Source organism: Kitasatospora sp. NPDC089797 (assembly GCF_040684795.1).
In the GTDB taxonomy this organism is placed as follows: domain Bacteria; phylum Actinomycetota; class Actinomycetes; order Streptomycetales; family Streptomycetaceae; genus Kitasatospora.
This window is the reverse complement of record NZ_JBFBGS010000002.1, coordinates 41,247-57,919: the sequence shown is the minus strand read 5'-3', so window position 1 is coordinate 57,919 and position 16,673 is coordinate 41,247. Positions and strand designations below refer to the sequence as shown.

Here is a 16,673-nt window from a genome sequence, read left to right as displayed (position 1 = left end):
GCCGGGCGGCGCCTGCCACAGTGCGAGGGCAGTATGACAGCTCAGGATGAGGGCGGACGCTTCGTTGTACGAGCGTCCGCCCAAGCGTACGGAATCCTCCCGACGACTTCCTAGACCGTCCGCTAGACGGCTTCCAGAATGTCGATCACGAAGACCAGCGTGGAGTTCGGCGGGACCGACCCCTGGGCCTGGTCCTTGTACCCGAGCGCCGGCGGCACCACCAGCAGCACCCGGCTGCCCACGTTCTGCCCGACCAGCCCCTTGTCCCAGCCCTCGATCACGCTGCCGGTGCCGATCTGCACCGCCTGCGCGCCGCCGTGCGTCCAGGAGGCGTCGAACTGCTGCCCGTTGGCCCACAGCACCCCGGTGTACTGCACCACCAGGGTCTGCCCGCTCTTGACCTGCTTGCCCTCGCCCTTGATCAGCACGGCCTGCTGGAGGTCGGTGGGCGCGGCCTGCCCGGCCGGCACGGTGATCCCCACCGGCGCCTTGCCGTTGTCCTTGACCTGCGGCAACGTCGCGGCCGCCTGGGTCATGGTGCCGGTCAGCGTGGAGTCCTGCGGCAGGCTCTCCACGATGTCCAGCACGAACACCACGGTGTCCCCCTTGTTCACCCCCAGCTGGCTGGAGCCCTGCTCGCCGAAGGCCGCCGCCGGCGGGGCCACCACCAGCAGCCGGGTGCCCACCTTCTTGTCGATCACGGTCTGGTCCAGCGCGGGCACCAGCTGCCCGCTGCCGGCCTGGTAGAGCTGCGGCTTGCCGCTCGGGTCGTACGAGCTGGCCAGGTCCTTGCCGGTGGTCCAGTCCTTCGCCGTGTAGTTGACGGTCACCCAGTCGCCCTTGTTCACCGTCGACCGCTCCCCGTCGACCACCGTGTTCACCACGAACTGGCCGCTGGGCTGCTGCCCCTCGGGAATGGTGATGGTGGCCTTGCTGCCGAAACCGCCACCCGAAAGAGTGGGCATCGGGGAGGCCTCGCCCACCGGCGCGGGCACCGTCGGAGCGGCGCTCGCGGTGGACGGCGTCGCCGGGCCGGCCGCCTTGGGCGAGCTGCTGCAGGCGACCGCGAGCAGCAGCGGCAGGGTGAGAAGCAAACCGGCGGTGCGGCGCACGGTGGTCCTAACTGTCGGTCGAAGTCGGCCCCCCGAATCGACGGACAGCGTATGCCCGGCACGCGTCCGGCCCCGGTAGACACCACCGGGGCCGGACGCACCGCGTGGATCACGGTGCGGGGAGCGCGGTCACATGCCCGCGATCAGCTTCTCCACCCGCTCGTCGACCGAACGGAACGGGTCCTTGCACAGGACCGTGCGCTGCGCCTGGTCGTTCAGCTTCAGGTGCACCCAGTCCACCGTGAAGTCCCGGCGCTGCTCCTGCGCCCGGCGGATGAAGTCCCCGCGCAGCCGGGCCCGGGTGGTCTGCGGCGGGATCGACTTGGCCTCGAAGGTCTTGAGGTCGGTGGTCACCCGCTTCGCCTGGCCCTTGCCCTGGAGCAGGTAGAACAGGCCCCGGCGGCGGTGGATGTCGTGGTACGCGAGGTCGATCTGGGCCACCCGCGGGTTGGACATGCTCATCTGGTGCTTCTCGCGGTAGCGCTCGATGAGCTTGTACTTCATGATCCAGTCGATCTCGGTGGCCACCCCGTCCAGCCGCTCGCTGCGCACCGCCTCCAGGGTGCGGCCCCACAGGTCGAGCACCTGGCCGATGGTCCCGGTGTTGATCCCCTTGCGGTCGGCGAACTCCAGGGCCTTGGAGTAGTACTCCTCCTGGATGTCCAGCGCGCTGGCCTCCCGGCCGTTGGCCAGGCGCACCTGGTGGGTGCCGGTGAGGTCGTGGCTGACCTCGCGGATCGCCCGGATCGGGTTCTCCAGGGTGAGGTCGCGCATCACCACGCCGGCCTCGATCAGGCGCAGCACCAGGTCGGTGGCGCCGACCTTGAGCAGGGTGGTGGTCTCCGACATGTTGGAGTCGCCGACGATCACGTGCAGCCGCCGGTAGCGCTCGGCGTCCGCGTGCGGCTCGTCCCGGGTGTTGATGATCGGACGGGAGCGGGTGGTGGCGGAGCTGACGCCCTCCCAGATGTGCTCGGCCCGCTGGCTGACGCAGTAGACCGCGCCGCGCGGGGTCTGCAGCACCTTGCCCGCGCCGCAGATCAGCTGGCGGGTCACCAGGAACGGGATGAGCACGTCGGCCAGCCGGGAGAACTCCCCGTGCCGGGCCACCAGGTAGTTCTCGTGGCAGCCGTAGGAGTTGCCGGCCGAGTCGGTGTTGTTCTTGAAGAGGTAGACGTCCCCCGCGATGCCCTCCTCGTGCAGCCGCCGCTCGGCGTCCACCAGGAGTCCTTCGAGGATGCGCTCGCCCGCCTTGTCGTGGGTCACCAGCTCGACCACGTCGTCGCACTCGGGGGTGGCGTACTCGGGGTGGGAGCCGACGTCGAGGTACAGCCGGGCGCCGTTGCGCAGGAAGACGTTGCTGCTGCGGCCCCAGGAGACGACCCGGCGGAACAGGTACCGCGCGACCTCGTCCGGCGACAGCCGACGCTGCCCGCGGAACGTACAGGTCACTCCGTACTCGTTCTCCAGCCCGAAGATCCGGCGGTCCATGAGCACTCCATTCTTGTCGGAGCTGTCCGAAACCGCCTCCACGACGACTGGGCCGCCGCAGGGGCACCGGGGTCCCGTACGACGGCGGTCCGGCCGCCGTACGGGACCCCGCAGGCACTGCTACTCCGGCGCGCTGTCCGCCGGGTTCTCGTCGTCGTCCGCCTCGGCGGACTGGTCCCCGTCGAGCAGCCGGCCCAGCTGGTTGCCCAGGATCCGCTTGAACTTGCGCTGCTGGAACCGCTGGCGGTCGAGGACCGCCACCTCCAGCTGTTCCGGGGTGAGGGTGCGCGGGCTGCCGCCGTTGGGGTCGCGGGCGAGCGAGTCGACCGCGACCTTCACCGCCTCGGTGAGGCTCAGGCCGACCCGGTGGCGCTGCCCCAGGTAGTTGCCGATCGAGTCGGCGTTGCCGCCGACCACGACGTAGTTCTTCTCGTCGACGACCGAACCGTCCGGCGTCAGCCGGTAGATCTGGTCCTGGTCGGCGCCGCGGCCCACCTCGGCGACGATCAGCTCGACCTCGTACGGCTTCTCGCCGACCGAGGAGAAGACGGTGCCCAGGGTCTGGGCGTACACGTTGGCCAGCCCGCGGGCGGTGACGTCGGCCCGGTCGTAGGAGTAGCCGCGCAGGTCGGCGTAGCGGACGCCGCCGATGCGCAGGTTCTCGAACTCGTTGTAGCGGCCGACCGCCGCGAAGGCGATCTTGTCGTAGATCTCGGAGACCTTGTGGAGCGCCCTGGAGGTGTTCTCCGCGACGAAGACGATGCCGTCGGCGTAGGTGAGCACGACCACGCTGCGGCCGCGCGCGATGCCCTTGCGGGCGTACTCCGCGCGGTCCGCCATGGCCTGCTGGGGCGAGACGTAGAACGGTGTCGACACCGGCGGTCGTCCCTTTCCTGTGAGGTGATGGCTAGATCAGCGGGGCCTGCGGGCCGTTGGGCCGGCTCAGGCGCTCGTCCGTGATGGCGACGGCGGTCTCCGCGACCTCCGCGTCGGTGAGCCGGCGGAAGCCGTCCGCGGTGATCAGCGAGACGATCGGGAAGATCTTGCGGGCCAGGTCCGGTCCGCCGGTGGCGGAGTCGTCGTCCGCCGCGTCGTAGAGCGCCTGGACGACCAGGGTGACGGCCTGCTCGGCCGTCAGGTCGTCCCGGTACAGCTTCTTCAGCGAGCCGCGGGCGAAGACCGATCCGGAGCCGGTGGCGGCGAAGCCGCGCTCCTCGGAGCGCCCGCCGGTGACGTCGTAGTTGAAGATCCGGCCGCGGCCGAGGTCCACGTCGTAGCCGGCGAAGACCGGCACGACCGCGAGGCCCTGCATCGCCATGCCGAGGTTGCCCCGGATCATGCTGGTGAGCCGGTTGGCCTTGCCCTCCAGGGAGAGCGTGGTGCCCTCGATCTTCTCGTAGTGCTCGAGCTCCAGCTGGAACAGCCGGACCATCTCGATCGCGAGCCCGGCGGTGCCGGCGATGCCGACCGCGCTGTACTCGTCGGCCGGGAAGACCTTCTCGATGTCGCGCTGGGCGATGACGTTGCCCATGGTCGCCCGGCGGTCACCGGCGATCACCACGCCGCCGTCGAACACCGCGGCCACGATCGTGGTCCCGTGCGGAGCCTCGACCACCGATCCCTCGGGGAGCCCCCGGTGGCCGGGGAGCAGCTCCGGCCGGTGCTCGGCGAGGAAGTCGAGGAACGAGGCGGACCCCGGGGTCAGGAAGGCAGCCGGTAGACGCCCGGTGCCACGGATGTTGGCTTCCACACGATTCCTTCCAGGTAGCTTGAAGCGCGCATTGCCCGCACCCTACCCGCCGACGATCACTGTCCACGCCTGGAGGGGGCCGGTGCCGGGCGGCCGGGCGGCCAATGCCGCCCGACCGCCCCGGACGGTCGCGACCGTGAATTGCCGATTACCGGGGAGGGGCTATTGCCCGCCCTTCTGCACGAATCCGCGGACGAAATCCTCGGCGTTCGACTCGAGCACTTCGTCGATTTCGTCCAGGACCGCGTCGACGTCGTCGCTCAGCTTTTCCTGGCGCTCCTTGAGGTCCTCGGAATTCTGGGTTTCCGCGACCTGCTCCTCGGCCTCCTCGGAGGAGCGGTTCGCCCGCTGCTGGCCGCCGCCGGTGTCCTTGCTCGCCATTTCCCTCACCCCGCTCGAATCGTCTGGCACGGTTTGGTCGGTCGGTCGTTGCCGGTTGGCACCGACCCTATACACAAGGTGCGACTGCCGCTCCCGGTTTGCCGGTGGCGCTTCCTGTCCAACACCCGCTGCCACCCCGGATGATTCCCATTCGGCGGACGTTCACCCGTGGTGATCGAAAAGTTACCCGCCGGACAGGACGCGCAGCAGGTCCTCGGCCGTGCGGCAGCGGTCCAGCAGCTCCTTGACGTGGTTGCGGGTGCCGCGCAGCGGCTCCAGCGTGGGCACCCGCTGCAACGAGTCCCGGCCCGGCAGGTCGAAGATCACCGAGTCCCAGGAGGCCGCCGCGACGTGCTCCGCGTACTGCTCCAGGCAGCGCCCGCGGAAGTACGCCCTGGTGTCCTCCGGGGGCTTGGTGACGGCCCGCTCGACCTCCTCCTCGGTCAGCAGCCGCTCGAACCGGCCACGGGCCACCAGGCGGTTGTAGAGGCCCTTCTCGGGCCGTACGTCGCTGTACTGGAGGTCGACCAGGTGCAGCCGCGGGTTGTCCCACTCCAGGGCGTCCCGGCTGCGGTAGCCCTCCAGGATCTCCCGCTTGGCGATCCAGTCGAGTTGCCGGGAGAGCGACATCGGGTCGCGCTCCAGCCGGCCCAGGACGTCCTCCCAGCGGGCCAGCACGTCCACGGTCTGCTCGTCGGCGTCGGTGCCGAAGCGGTCCTCGACGTACTTGCGGGCCAGCTCGAAGTACTCCAGCTGCAGCTGGACTGCGGTGAGCTTGCGCCCGTTGCGCAGGGTGATCAGGTGCTTGAGCGTCGGGTCGTGGGAGACCCGGTGCAGGGTGCGCACCGGCTGGTCGACGGCGAGGTCGGAGGCGATGAAGGAGTCCTCGATCATCGACAGGACCAGCGAGGTGGTGCCCAGCTTGAGGTAGGTGGAGATCTCGGAGAGGTTGGCGTCCCCGATGATCACGTGCAGCCGGCGGTACTTCTCGGCGTCGGCGTGCGGTTCGTCCCGGGTGTTGATGATCGGGCGCTTGAGGGTGGTCTCCAGCCCGACCTCGACCTCGAAGTAGTCCGCCCGCTGGCTGATCTGGAAGCCGTTCGCCGAGCCGTCCTGGCCGATGCCGACCCGGCCGGCGCCGGTGACGACCTGGCGGGAGACGAAGAACGGGGTGAGGTGGCGGACGATGTCGGCGAACGGCGTCGCCCGCTTCATCAGGTAGTTCTCGTGGGTGCCGTAGGAGGCGCCCTTGTTGTCGGTGTTGTTCTTGTACAGGTGGATGGTCTGCCCGTTGGGCAGTTCCAGCGCGCGTTGCGCGGCGGCCGCCATGATCCGCTCGCCCGCCTTGTCCCAGAGCACGGCGTCGCGCGGGTTGGTCACCTCGGGCGAGCTGTACTCGGGGTGCGCGTGGTCCACGTAGAACCGGGCCCCGTTGGTCAGGATGACGTTGGCGAGGCCGATGTCCTCGTCGGTCAGCTGGCTGGCGTCCGCCACCTCGCGCGCGAGGTCGAAGCCCCGCGCGTCGCGCAGCGGGTTCTCCTCCTCGAAGTCCCAGCGGGCCCGCCGTGCCCGGTGCATCGCCGCCGCGTACGCGTTGACGATCTGGGACGAGGTGAGCATGGCGTTGGCGTTGGGGTGCCCGGGCACGGAGATCCCGTACTCGGTCTCGATGCCCATCACGCGCCGTACGGTCATGCGGCCCTCCTTGCCCGGTGCCCCGCCCCCGACGGGCGGAGCACGCTGACGTACCGCTGAACAACACCGGCGCCGGACGTCTGCCCGCGGACGGTGGGTCGAGCCTATTTCCCGGCGCCGGGCGACGGGCCCGGAGACGCGCCGTCCGGCTGCGGGGCCGCGAGGCGCCACAGCCGGACGGTGTGCGTACAGCTCCGGGGACCGTCGCCGGCCCGGCCGAACCGCGTGCTTACAGGTACTGCCCCGTGTTGGCGACGGTGTCGATCGAGCGGCCGGACTCGGCGCCCTGCTTGCCGGTGACCAGCGTGCGGATGAAGACGATCCGCTCGCCCTTCTTGCCGGAGATGCGGGCCCAGTCGTCCGGGTTGGTGGTGTTCGGCAGGTCCTCGTTCTCCTTGAACTCGTCCACGCAGGCGGCGAGCAGGTGGGAGACGCGCAGACCGCGCTGACCGTGGTCGAGGAAGTCCTTGATGGCCATCTTCTTCGCCCGGTCGACGATGTTCTGGATCATGGCACCGGAGTTGAAGTCCTTGAAGAACAGGACCTCCTTGTCACCGTTGGCGTAGGTGACCTCCAGGAAGCGGTTCTCCTCGGTCTCGGAGTACATCCGCTCCACGACCGACTGGATCATCGCCGCCACCGTCGTCTCGACGGAGCCGTCGTGCTCCTTGAGGTCGTCCGGGTGGAACGGCAGCGAGTCCTTGAGGTACTTGGAGAAGATGTCCCTCGCGGCCTCGGCGTCCGGGCGCTCGATCTTGATCTTGACGTCCAGCCGGCCGGGCCGCAGGATCGCCGGGTCGATCATGTCCTCGCGGTTCGAGGCGCCGATGACGATGACGTTCTCCAGGCCCTCCACGCCGTCGATCTCGGCGAGCAGCTGCGGGACGATGGTGTTCTCCACGTCCGAGCTGACGCCGGAACCGCGGGTGCGGAACAGCGACTCCATCTCGTCGAAGAAGACGATGACGGGGGTGCCCTCGCTCGCCTTCTCCCGGGCCCGCTGGAAGACCAGCCGGATCTGCCGCTCGGTCTCGCCCACGTACTTGTTGAGCAGTTCGGGGCCCTTGATGTTGAGGAAGTAGCTCTTCCCCTGGGGGCGCCCGGTGACCTCCGCGACCTTCTTGGCCAGCGAGTTGGCGACCGCCTTGGCGATCAGCGTCTTGCCGCAGCCGGGCGGGCCGTAGAGCAGCACGCCCTTGGGCGGGCGCAGCTCGTACTCCTTGAACAGGTCGGCGTGCAGGTACGGCAGCTCGACCGCGTCGCGGATCAGCTCGATCTGGTTGCCCAGGCCGCCGATCTGGCGGTAGTCGATGTCCGGGACCTCCTCGAGGACCAGCTCCTCGACCTCGGACTTCGGCACCACCTCGTACACGTAGCCGGAGCGGGGCTCCAGCAACAGGGCGTCCCCCGCCCGGACGGTGACCTCGCGCAGCGGTTCGGCGAGGCGCACCACCCGCTCCTCGTCGGTGTGACCGACGACCAGGGCGCGTTCGCCGTCCTCGAGGACCTCCTTGAGGGTGACGATCTCGCCGATGCGCTCGAAGGCCATCGCGTCCACGATGTTGAGGGCCTCGTTGAGCATCACCTCCTGGCCGCGCCGCAGTTCGTCGAGGGCGACGTTCGGGCTGACGTTGACGCGGAGCTTGCGACCGCCGGTGAAGATGTCGGCGGTACCGTCCTCGTTCGCCACCAGGAAGGTGCCGAAACCGGCCGGGGGCTGTGCCAGCCGGTCCACTTCCTCCTTGAGGGCCACGATCTGGTCGCGGGCCTCGCGCAGGGTGGAGGCGAGTCGTTCGTTCTGGGCGGTCACGCCCGCCAGGTTGGTCTGGAGCTCGACGATCCGCTCTTCGAGGATCCTCGAATTGCGCGGCGAGTCGGCGAGCTTGCGGCGCAGAACGGCGATTTCCTGCTCAAGGTACGAGACCTGAGCGGCCTCGTCGGAACCACGAGCGGGCCTGCCGGTGCTGCGGTTGTAGTCGTCATCGTGGGCTGCCACGGTCCTCACCTCCTCCGGGGAGCTGGACGCTTCCAGACCCTACCTGGGACCAGGGGTCCGTAAACCCCTAGATCAAGAAAGATGGAACGGGCGTGTCCGATCTTCGCCCCAGCGTGCTTCCCCTCTGCTAAGGGGATACCCACCGCGCACCACCCAAAGCGGGCCAGATGTATCGTCGAGCGAAGTGATATCCGATCGCGACCGGCGGCGCCGGTTCCGATCGTTGTACGAATGGCGGGATTGCTCCAGGAATAGGGGCGACCCGGGACAGAAACGGCAGGGGACCATGTCGGTGACCGAGCAGACCGCGACGGCGGCCGAGGAGCTGGAGGTGTGGATCGACCAGGACCTGTGCACCGGTGACGGCATCTGCGCCCAGTACGCGCCCGAGGTCTTCGAGCTGGACATCGACGGGCTCGCGTACGTGAAGGGCCCGGACGACGAACTGCGCCAGCAGCCCGGGGAGACCGCCCCGGTGCCGCTGACGCTCCTTCAGGACGTGGTGGATTCGGCCAAGGAGTGCCCCGGCGACTGCATCCACGTGCGCCGGGTCACCGACCGGGTCGAGGTCTACGGACCGGACGCGGACTAGTCGTTCGGGTCAGGTCGCGTCGGCCGGGGCGGCGGACTGGGAGCGTTCCCAGCCGCCGCCCCGGTGCGTCCAGGTCAGGTCGACGGAGAGGTCGGGGCGGAAGCGCGGCACCTCGTCGCTCGAATACCCCTGCGCGCGGCCGGTGATGGCCCCGTCGGAGCGCACCGCGAGGCGGCTCAGGGTGAGGCCCTCGCGCTCGGTCAGCAGGGTGGCGACCACCACCGGGCGCCCGTCCGGGCCGAATCCGAGCAGGTACACCGAGTCCGGCGGGTTGCCGGTGTCGGTGGCGCACTGCGCGGCGACCACCGTACCGGGGTGTCCGTCGCCCAGCTCGGCGGGCACGCTGAGCACCGTCCGGACCGGGAACGGGCCGCAGTCCATGGGCAGTTGGGCCTTGGCCGGGTCGGGGGCGGCACTCGCGGCGAGGGCCTTGGGGGCGCTGCCGCCGCGGGTCGGCAGCGGGGTGCCGGTCGCCGGGGAGGCGGCGAGCGCGGCGGCCGTGACGGCCCCGCAGCCGGCCAGGGCGAGGGCCCAGTGCCAGGGCGTGGTGCGCCCGTGACCGGGCCGGGTGCGTCCCCGCGGTGTCTGCTGTCCAGCCGTCGCCGTCGTCCCGACCGCGGTCTCCACCAGGCGTCCCCTCCAGAGCTCCAGGAGCTGGTCTGCGTCTGAGCGAGCATCGTCCCACACACCGGTGCACGGAAGGCGGCCGGGGAGCCGAAGGACGCGCCGGTGCCGGAAGCGAGGAGCGGCGAGCGGGGCGGGAGCGCGGCGGCACCTCCCGGCCGGCGGGCGGGGAGAACGTCGGCGCCGGGCCGGAGCGCCCGGAGGCGGGCCGGCCACGAACAAGGGGTGGCGCGAGCGTGACGCTCGCACCACCCCTGCTCGGGTACTCGGGCTCAGCCCAGGTCGGGCTGGTCGGACTCGGTGTCCCGGGCGGCCTTGCGGGCCGCGGCGCGCTCCTGGAGGGACGGCTCGGGCGCCCCGTTGTCGTAGTCCTCGCCGTACGCGCCCTTGGCCGGACGGCGGCGGCGCAGCGGCGGCTCGACGCCGTCCGCCAGGCGGCGGGCGGTGAGCAGGAAGCCGGTGTGACCGATCATCCGGTGGTCCGGGCGGACCGCCAGGCCCTCCAGGTGCCAGGTGCGGACCATGGTCTCCCAGGCCTGCGGCTCGGTGAAGGTGCCGTGGTCGCGCAGTGCCTCGACGGTCTTGGACATCTGCGTGGTGGTGGCCACGTAGCAGCAGATGAGGCCGCCGGGGACGAGCGCCTTGGAGGCGACGTCCAGGCACTCCCAGGGGGCCAGCATGTCGAGGATGACGCGGTCGACGTCGGTCTCCACCAGGTTGTCCTGGAGGTCGCCGACGGTCAGCTTCCACGCCGGGTGCGGGCCGCCGAAGTAGCGCTCGACGTTGCCCTGGGCGATGTCCGCGAAGTCCTGCCGGCGCTCGTAGGAGGCCAGCATGCCCTGCTCCCCGACGGCGCGCAGCAGGTACGTGCTGAGCGCGCCCGAGCCGACACCGGCCTCGATCACGCGGGCACCCGCGAAGATGTCGGCCATCGCCAGGATCTGCCCCGCGTCCTTGGGGTAGATCACGGCAGCGCCGCGCGGCATGGACAGGACGTAGTCGGGGAGCAGGGGGCGCAGCGCGAGGTACGGGACGTTCCCCGTGGTGCGCACGACCGTGCCTTCGGGAGCGCCGATCAGCTCGTCGTGGGGGAACGCACCCTTGTGGGTGTGGAACTGGTTCCCGGCCTGGAGCGTGAACGTGTAGTGGCGACCCTTGGGGTCGGTCAGCTGGACCTGGTCCCCGACCTGGAAGGGCCCGCGTCGGCGGGCGGCACCGGTCGGTTCGGACATGCGGCCAATCCTAAGGGAAGCGGACCGTCCTGCCTCACCAGGGCCTCAGCAGGGCCTCGGCAGCACCGCGGGCCGGGCCGGCTCAGCGGCCGGAGACGGCGGCGGTGAGGCGCTGCTCGATGTCGCTGAGCGCCGCCACGCCGTACACCCGGCCGTCCGCCTCGACCACCAGGTACTCCCCCGCCGGGGTGGCCTGGATCGCCCGCAGCAGGTCCTCGCCCCCGAGGTCGGCGTCCAGCCGCAGGCCCGGTTCGAGGTCACGGGCGAGCGGGCCGACGGCCACCCAGGGGCGGCGGTGCTCTGGCACCGCCCGGACCGCCGACTCGCAGACGATGGCGATCGGGTCGCCCCGGCCGTCCACCACCACGACGGCGCCGGCCTCGGCCTCGCGGGCGCGGCGCATCGCCTCGCCGAGCGGGGTGTCGGCGGTGACCTCGACGGTGCGCCGGGCCAGGTCGCGCAGCCGCAGCGCGGGCAGCGCCTCCTTGAGCCGGGCGTTGCGCAGGCTGCCGGTGGCGCCGTTCCAGATGATCGCGGCCAGCACCGCGGCCAGCACCCCGTCGACCAGGGTGTCGGTGGTGGTGCGCTGGCCGTCCCGGGAGGCGCTGATCAGCGGCAGGCCGATCAGCACCGCGACCGCCAGCGCCCGACCGATCCAGGCCGCCGCCACCGTGCCCGTCATGGCCTTGCCGGTGACCGCCCAGACCAGGGCGCGCAGCATCCGGCCGCCGTCCAGCGGCAGGCCGGGCAGCAGGTTGAAGGCGGCGACCACCAGGTTGGAGACCATCAGGCCGGTCAGCAGCACCCCGGGCACGCTGGACAGTTCGACGGCGCGCAGCGCCAGGTAGAAGACCCCGCCGAGCACCAGTGACAGCAGCGGCCCGACGAAGGCCAGCCAGAACTCGCGCCAGGGGCTCTCGGCCTCGTTCTCGATCTCCGAGACGCCGCCGAAGAACTGGAGCTGGATCCGCCGCACCCCGAGCCGGTAGCGCAGCGCGACCAGGGTGTGGGCGAGTTCGTGCACCAGCACCGAGGCGTAGAAGGCGACCGCGAAGAAGAAGGCGAGCAGGTAACGCTGGCCGCTGCCGAGTTCGGGCAGGACGTCGGCGAGCTGCCCGCCGAACACCCAGGTGATCAGGGCGGCGATGACGAACCAGGACGGGGTGACGTAGATGGGCACGCCGAACGGGCGCCCCATCAGGAGGCCGCCGCCGCGTTCGGGCGGCGGCCCGGTCGGGCGGCCGCCGTCCTGCGGTGGCTGGTCGGAGGTCTGCTGCCCCCTGGTGTCGCTCACCGTGTTCCCTTCGGTCGTCCCGCCCGTCGTGCCCCCGGTGCGCCCACGCTACGTGATCGTGGCCACTTGGTGCGGCGCGCCCCTCTGTCGGCCTTCATACCCACTCGACCGCCCCTCCGACCGGTCCTCGACCGGTCCCCGACCGGGCCCGGGCCGGGGCGCACCGGGACTGCCGGGGGTGGTGCGGCAGCACGGTGGCAGCGGGATGACAGCAAAGGGCAATAGGGTCGTAGCCATGCAGCAGACCGACACCAGCAGCGCCGCCGGGGCCCCGGCGCGCCCGGCGGCGCCCCCGACCGGGCTGTCCCCGTCCCGTGCGGGGGACTTCCTCACCTGCCCCCTGCTGTACCGGCTGCGGGTGATCGACCGGCTGCCCGAGCCGCCGAGCTCGGCGGCGACCCGGGGCACGCTGGTGCACGCGGTGCTGGAGCGGCTGTTCGACAGCCCGGCGGCCGAGCGGACGCCGGACCGGGCGCTCGGGCTGCTGCGCCCGCAGTGGGAGCGGCTGCTGGGCGAGCGCCCGGAACTGTCGTCGCTGTTCCCGGACGACCCGGACGGCGCGGCGCTGACCCGCTGGCTGGCGGACGCCGAGAAGCTGGTCGGCCAGTGGTTCCGGCTGGAGGACCCGACCCGGCTGCACCCGGTGGAGCGCGAGCTCTACGTGGAGACGGCGCTGGAGTCGGGGCTGCTGCTGCGCGGCTACATCGACCGGGTGGACGTCGCCCCGACCGGTGAGGTCCGGCTGGTGGACTACAAGACCGGCCGGGCGCCCTCGCGGGACTTCGAGGGCAAGGCGATGTTCCAGATGAAGTTCTACGCGCTGGTGGTGTGGCGCTGGAAGGGCGTGCTGCCCAAGCGCCTCCAGCTGGTCTACCTCGGCGGGGGCGGGGACGTGGTGAGCTACGACCCGGACGAGGCCGACCTGCTCGCGGTGGAGCGCAAGCTCCAGGCGCTGTGGGAGCGGATCGGCCAGGCGGTGGCCACCGGGGACTTCCCGGCCACCCGCAACCGGCTCTGCGACTGGTGCGACCACCAGGCCAGCTGCCCGGAGTTCGGCGGCACCCCGCCGCCGTACCCGCTGCCCGTGCCGGCCCCGGCCCGTACGTCGGACGAGAGCGATCCCACGGGGGATCCGATGAGCAAGGAGTCCTTGTGACGATCAGAGTGCTGCTGGTCGACGACCAGCCGCTGCTGCGCACCGGTTTCCGGATGATCCTGGAGGCCGAGTCCGACCTGGTGGTGGTCGGGGAGGCCGGCGACGGTCAGCAGGCGCTGGACCAGGTGCGGGCGTTGCAGCCCGACGTGGTGCTGATGGACATCCGGATGCCGCGGATGGACGGGGTCGAGGCGACCCGCCGGATCGCCGGTCCGGGGCGGGACGGCCCGGCCAAGGTGCTGGTGCTGACCACCTTCGACCTGGACGAGTACGTGGTGGAGGCGCTGCGCGCGGGCGCCAGCGGCTTCCTGCTGAAGGACGTCCCGGCGGAGGAGCTGGTGCAGGCGATCCGGGTGGTCGCGGACGGCGCGGCGATGCTGGCGCCGAGCATCACCCGCCGGCTGCTCGACATGTACGCCACCAAGCTGCCCTCGGGCGAGGAGGCGCCGCCGCAGGCGCTGAGCGCGCTGACCGAGCGGGAGTTGGAGGTGCTGAAGCTGGTGGCGCGCGGGCTGTCGAACGCGGAGATCGCGGCCGAGCTGTTCGTCAGCGAGACCACCGTGAAGACCCACGTCGGCCATGTGCTGACCAAGCTCCAGCTGCGCGACCGGGTGCAGGCGGCGGTGTACGCCTACGAGAGCGGGTTGGTGCGGCCGGGCGCGCTGTAGCGGCGCGGAGGAACGAGACGGCGGCCCGCCCGCCTCCCCCACGGATCGTCGGGGAGGCGGGCGGGCCGCCGTGCGCGGGGCGCTACTTGCTGGAGCGGCTGATCTCCCAGAACCGGAAGTAGCCGGTGGTGTCGACGGTGGACTCGACGCCGGTGATGTTCGAACGGGCCGCGTAGAAGGCCTTGTTCTGGTACAGCGGGATCAGCGGCACGCTCTCCGCGACGATCTGCTGGATCTGCGCGTAGGCGGGCGCCGCGGCGCTGCGGTCGGTCTGCTTGAGGCTGTCCGGGACGAGCTTCTGACTGATCTTCGGGTCGTCCCAGCCGGTGTGGTAGGCACCGCCGTCGACCAGCAGCGGGGCGGTGTAGTTGTCCGGGTCCGGGTAGTCGGCGAACCAACCGATGACGTACGCCTGGTACTTGCCCTCGACCCAGCCCTTGCGGAAGGCGTCCCAGTCCGGCTCCTGCTGGACGGTCACCTGGAACAGGCCGCCGGTCTCCAGCTGCTTCTTGAGCGTGTCGGCCTCGCCGCTGCCGGCCCGCGAGCGGGACCAGGTGAGGGTGAGCTTGACCGGGGTCTGGACCTTGTTGTCGGCCAGCGCCTTCTTCGCCTTGGCCACGTCCTGGTCGCCCCAGCGGTCGAAGAACGCGGTGGTGTGGCCGGTGACGCCGGCCGGGACCATCGCGTACAGCGGCTGGACGGTGCGCGCGAAGACGTCGCGGGCGAGCGCCTTGCGGTCGAGCAGCGCGGCGGCGGCCTGGCGGACGCCGACGTTGGAGACCGCCGGGTCCTTGGTGTTGAAGACCAGCGAGCGGGTGTCGTTGCTGTCGCCCTCGACCACCTGGAGGTCGGTCTTGCCGCCCTGCTGGTCGGACTGGATCTGGGCGGCGGTGTTCGGCTCCAGGCTGTTGTCGGTGACGTCGACGTCGCCCTTGTCCAGCGCGGCCTTGAGGTCGACCGGCTTGTCGAAGTACCTGACGGTGAACTTGCTGTTCCGCAGCTTGGCGTCGCCGCTGTACTTGTCGTTGGGCAGCAGCACGACCTTGCCCAGCTGCTTGCCGCCGGCCATGTTCTCGACCGAGTCGAAGCGGTACGGCCCGGAGCCGATCTGCTTGTCGTTGGGCAGCGTCTTGTCGGCCGGGTAGACCTGGTGGTCGACGATGGCGCCGGCCGGACCGGCCAGCTTGGCCGGCAGGGTGGCGTCGGGGCTCGACAGGTGGAAGACCACCTCGTTGTCACCCTTGGCCTCGACGCTCTTGATCGAGGAGAGCAGGCTGGCCGGGCCGTTCGGGTCGTCGATCTTCTTGGTCCGCTGGATCGAGAACGCCACGTCCTCGGCGGTCAGCGGGTGGCCGTTGGAGAACTTCAGGCCGGGCCGCAGGGTGCAGTGGTACTCGCTGGCGTCGGCGCCGGTGAACTCGCAGGACCGCGCGGCGTCCGGGGCGGGCGTGCTGGCGGCGGCCGGGAAGGTCAGCAGCGACTGGAAGGTGTTGCGCAGCAGCAGCCAGGAGCCGAGGTCGTAGGCGGCCGCGGGGTCGAGCGAGCCGGTCAGCTGGGCGGTCCCCATGGTGATCGCCTTGCCGCCGCTGTCCCCCTTGACGGCATCGGTGACCGATCCGCACCCGGCCACCGACACGGCGACCAGACCGGCGCAGCCGAGAGCTGCCAGGCGTTCAGCTGAAGTCTTCACGGGAGCGTCCTTCGGGGGTGTCGCGAACCCGAGTAGCGTGCCATATCGAACACGCACGACCGATACCCGTGCAGATGACGTTTGGGACACGGTGGTTGGGGGCAGCGCCGCCCGTCCGACGAGTTGTCAGCCAATGCCCGATTTCTCCCCCGGAGCCTCCGGACGGAGCCGCTTACCGGCGAGTAGGGTCCGCCTACAATGAGATGACAATCACACCCGCGAAGCGACCAGCGAGCGGAGCACCTCGAGGTCGACCCGCTCCAGCGAGGGCAGCACCAGCCGCCCGGGGGCCGGCTCGATCGGCGCCACCGAGGGCACCGCGATCACCGGGCACCCCGCCGCCTCGCCCGCCCGCACCCCGGTCGGGGTGTCCTCCACGACCACGCAGCGGGCCGGCTCCGCACCCAGCCGGCGGGCCGCCTCCAGGTACGGGTCCGGGAACGGCTTGGTACGCGGCACCTCGTCCCCGCCGATGGTGAAGGCGAACCGCTCGGCGCCCAGCGAGCGCAGCACGATGTCGATCACGTGCCGGTGCGAGGCCGACACCAGCGCGGCCGGGATCCCGTGCGCGGCAAGGGTGTTGAGCAGCCGCTCGGCGCCCGGCATCAGCGGCACGCCGCCGGCCAGCAGGTCGACGAAGCGCTGGTTGACCAGCATCCCGAGGTCGGCCGGGGCGATGTCCACCCCGGTGCGGGTGACCAGGTAGTCCATCACCCGGGTCATCGGGCCGCCGACCACGTGCGCACGGTCCTCCTCGTCCAGCCGGTGGCCCAGCTCGGCGAAGAGGGTGACCTCGGCCTGCCACCAGAAGTCCTCGGTGTCCACCAGCGTCCCGTCCATGTCCAGCAGCACCGCCTGGAGGCCGCGGTCGTCCCCGTGGTCGAGCGCCAGGGCGGCGGTGGAGCTGGTGGTCATGGCGGGTCCTTCCGTCCTATCCCAGGGGTCCCTGGGGATGGCACGGGCCGACCCGCTGGTGAGCGGACCGGCCCGTT

At 71.0% G+C, this 16,673-nt stretch carries 15 protein-coding genes; 3 read left to right on the top strand and 12 right to left on the bottom strand.

The features are described 5' to 3' along the window. Positions 1 to 122: 122 nt before the first annotated feature. The 7 genes from AB0O91_RS01875 to arc all read right to left on the bottom strand — a co-directional run bounded on the left by AB0O91_RS01875 (position 123) and on the right by arc (position 8,425). The gene (locus AB0O91_RS01875; RefSeq protein WP_363427155.1) at positions 123 to 1,112 is read right to left on the bottom strand and encodes an FKBP-type peptidyl-prolyl cis-trans isomerase; all 990 of its coding nucleotides are present in this window, start codon (positions 1,110 to 1,112) and stop codon (positions 123 to 125) included. A 129-nt stretch (positions 1,113 to 1,241) separates the two neighbouring features. After that, positions 1,242 to 2,603, bottom strand: coding sequence for a Pup--protein ligase (gene pafA, locus AB0O91_RS01870; protein WP_363427154.1), 1,362 nt, complete (start codon positions 2,601 to 2,603; stop codon positions 1,242 to 1,244). 120 nt (positions 2,604 to 2,723) lie between these two features. Further along, positions 2,724 to 3,479, bottom strand: coding sequence for a proteasome subunit alpha (prcA, locus tag AB0O91_RS01865; RefSeq protein ID WP_363427153.1), 756 nt, complete (start codon positions 3,477 to 3,479; stop codon positions 2,724 to 2,726). Positions 3,480 to 3,510: 31 nt separating this feature from the next. Further along, entirely contained in the window at positions 3,511 to 4,353 is an 843-nt protein-coding gene (gene prcB, locus AB0O91_RS01860) for a proteasome subunit beta (RefSeq protein ID WP_363427152.1), read from the bottom strand. 162 nt (positions 4,354 to 4,515) lie between these two features. Then, positions 4,516 to 4,734: a ubiquitin-like protein Pup gene (locus AB0O91_RS01855; RefSeq protein WP_363427151.1), complete on the bottom strand. Its 219-nt coding sequence runs from the start codon at positions 4,732 to 4,734 to the stop codon at positions 4,516 to 4,518. A gap of 183 nt (positions 4,735 to 4,917) precedes the next feature. Then, on the bottom strand, positions 4,918 to 6,429 hold the full coding sequence (dop, locus tag AB0O91_RS01850; RefSeq protein ID WP_363427150.1) for a depupylase/deamidase Dop: 1,512 nt from the start codon (positions 6,427 to 6,429) through the stop codon (positions 4,918 to 4,920). A 229-nt stretch (positions 6,430 to 6,658) separates the two neighbouring features. Further along, complete coding sequence (arc, locus tag AB0O91_RS01845; RefSeq protein ID WP_363427149.1) at positions 6,659 to 8,425, bottom strand: proteasome ATPase; 1,767 nt, start codon at positions 8,423 to 8,425, stop codon at positions 6,659 to 6,661. Positions 8,426 to 8,711: 286 nt separating this feature from the next. Between arc and AB0O91_RS01840 the strand changes: the two genes are divergently transcribed. Further along, entirely contained in the window at positions 8,712 to 9,017 is a 306-nt protein-coding gene (locus tag AB0O91_RS01840; RefSeq protein WP_363427148.1) for a ferredoxin, read from the top strand. Positions 9,018 to 9,026: 9 nt separating this feature from the next. On the opposite strand, the gene AB0O91_RS01835 is transcribed toward AB0O91_RS01840, so the two are convergent. From AB0O91_RS01835 to AB0O91_RS01825, 3 genes are all read right to left on the bottom strand, one after another. Continuing rightward, positions 9,027 to 9,644, bottom strand: coding sequence for a hypothetical protein (locus AB0O91_RS01835; RefSeq protein ID WP_363427147.1), 618 nt, complete (start codon positions 9,642 to 9,644; stop codon positions 9,027 to 9,029). A 269-nt stretch (positions 9,645 to 9,913) separates the two neighbouring features. Then, the gene (locus AB0O91_RS01830) at positions 9,914 to 10,873 is read right to left on the bottom strand and encodes a tRNA (adenine-N1)-methyltransferase (RefSeq protein WP_363427146.1); all 960 of its coding nucleotides are present in this window, start codon (positions 10,871 to 10,873) and stop codon (positions 9,914 to 9,916) included. Between the two features lie 82 nt (positions 10,874 to 10,955). Then, complete coding sequence (locus AB0O91_RS01825; protein ID WP_363427145.1) at positions 10,956 to 12,167, bottom strand: site-2 protease family protein; 1,212 nt, start codon at positions 12,165 to 12,167, stop codon at positions 10,956 to 10,958. A 235-nt stretch (positions 12,168 to 12,402) separates the two neighbouring features. Between AB0O91_RS01825 and AB0O91_RS01820 the strand changes: the two genes are divergently transcribed. Together AB0O91_RS01820 and AB0O91_RS01815 are read left to right on the top strand one after the other, a co-directional pair. Further along, positions 12,403 to 13,323 carry a RecB family exonuclease gene (locus AB0O91_RS01820; RefSeq protein WP_363427144.1) on the top strand — a complete coding sequence of 307 codons (921 nt, stop codon included), beginning with the start codon at positions 12,403 to 12,405 and terminating at the stop codon, positions 13,321 to 13,323. Beyond that, positions 13,320 to 13,991 (top strand): response regulator transcription factor, encoded by a 672-nt coding sequence (locus AB0O91_RS01815; RefSeq protein WP_063346919.1) that lies wholly within the window; start codon positions 13,320 to 13,322, stop codon positions 13,989 to 13,991. The genes AB0O91_RS01820 and AB0O91_RS01815 overlap by 4 nt, the downstream gene beginning before the upstream one ends. Positions 13,992 to 14,073: 82 nt before the next feature. Here the strand turns inward: AB0O91_RS01815 and AB0O91_RS01810 are convergent, their stop codons facing one another. Continuing rightward, positions 14,074 to 15,681 carry an ABC transporter substrate-binding protein gene (locus AB0O91_RS01810; RefSeq protein ID WP_363427143.1) on the bottom strand — a complete coding sequence of 536 codons (1,608 nt, stop codon included), beginning with the start codon at positions 15,679 to 15,681 and terminating at the stop codon, positions 14,074 to 14,076. A 210-nt stretch (positions 15,682 to 15,891) separates the two neighbouring features. Next, positions 15,892 to 16,596, bottom strand: coding sequence for an HAD family phosphatase (locus AB0O91_RS01805; RefSeq protein ID WP_363427142.1), 705 nt, complete (start codon positions 16,594 to 16,596; stop codon positions 15,892 to 15,894). Positions 16,597 to 16,673: the final 77 nt, after the last annotated feature.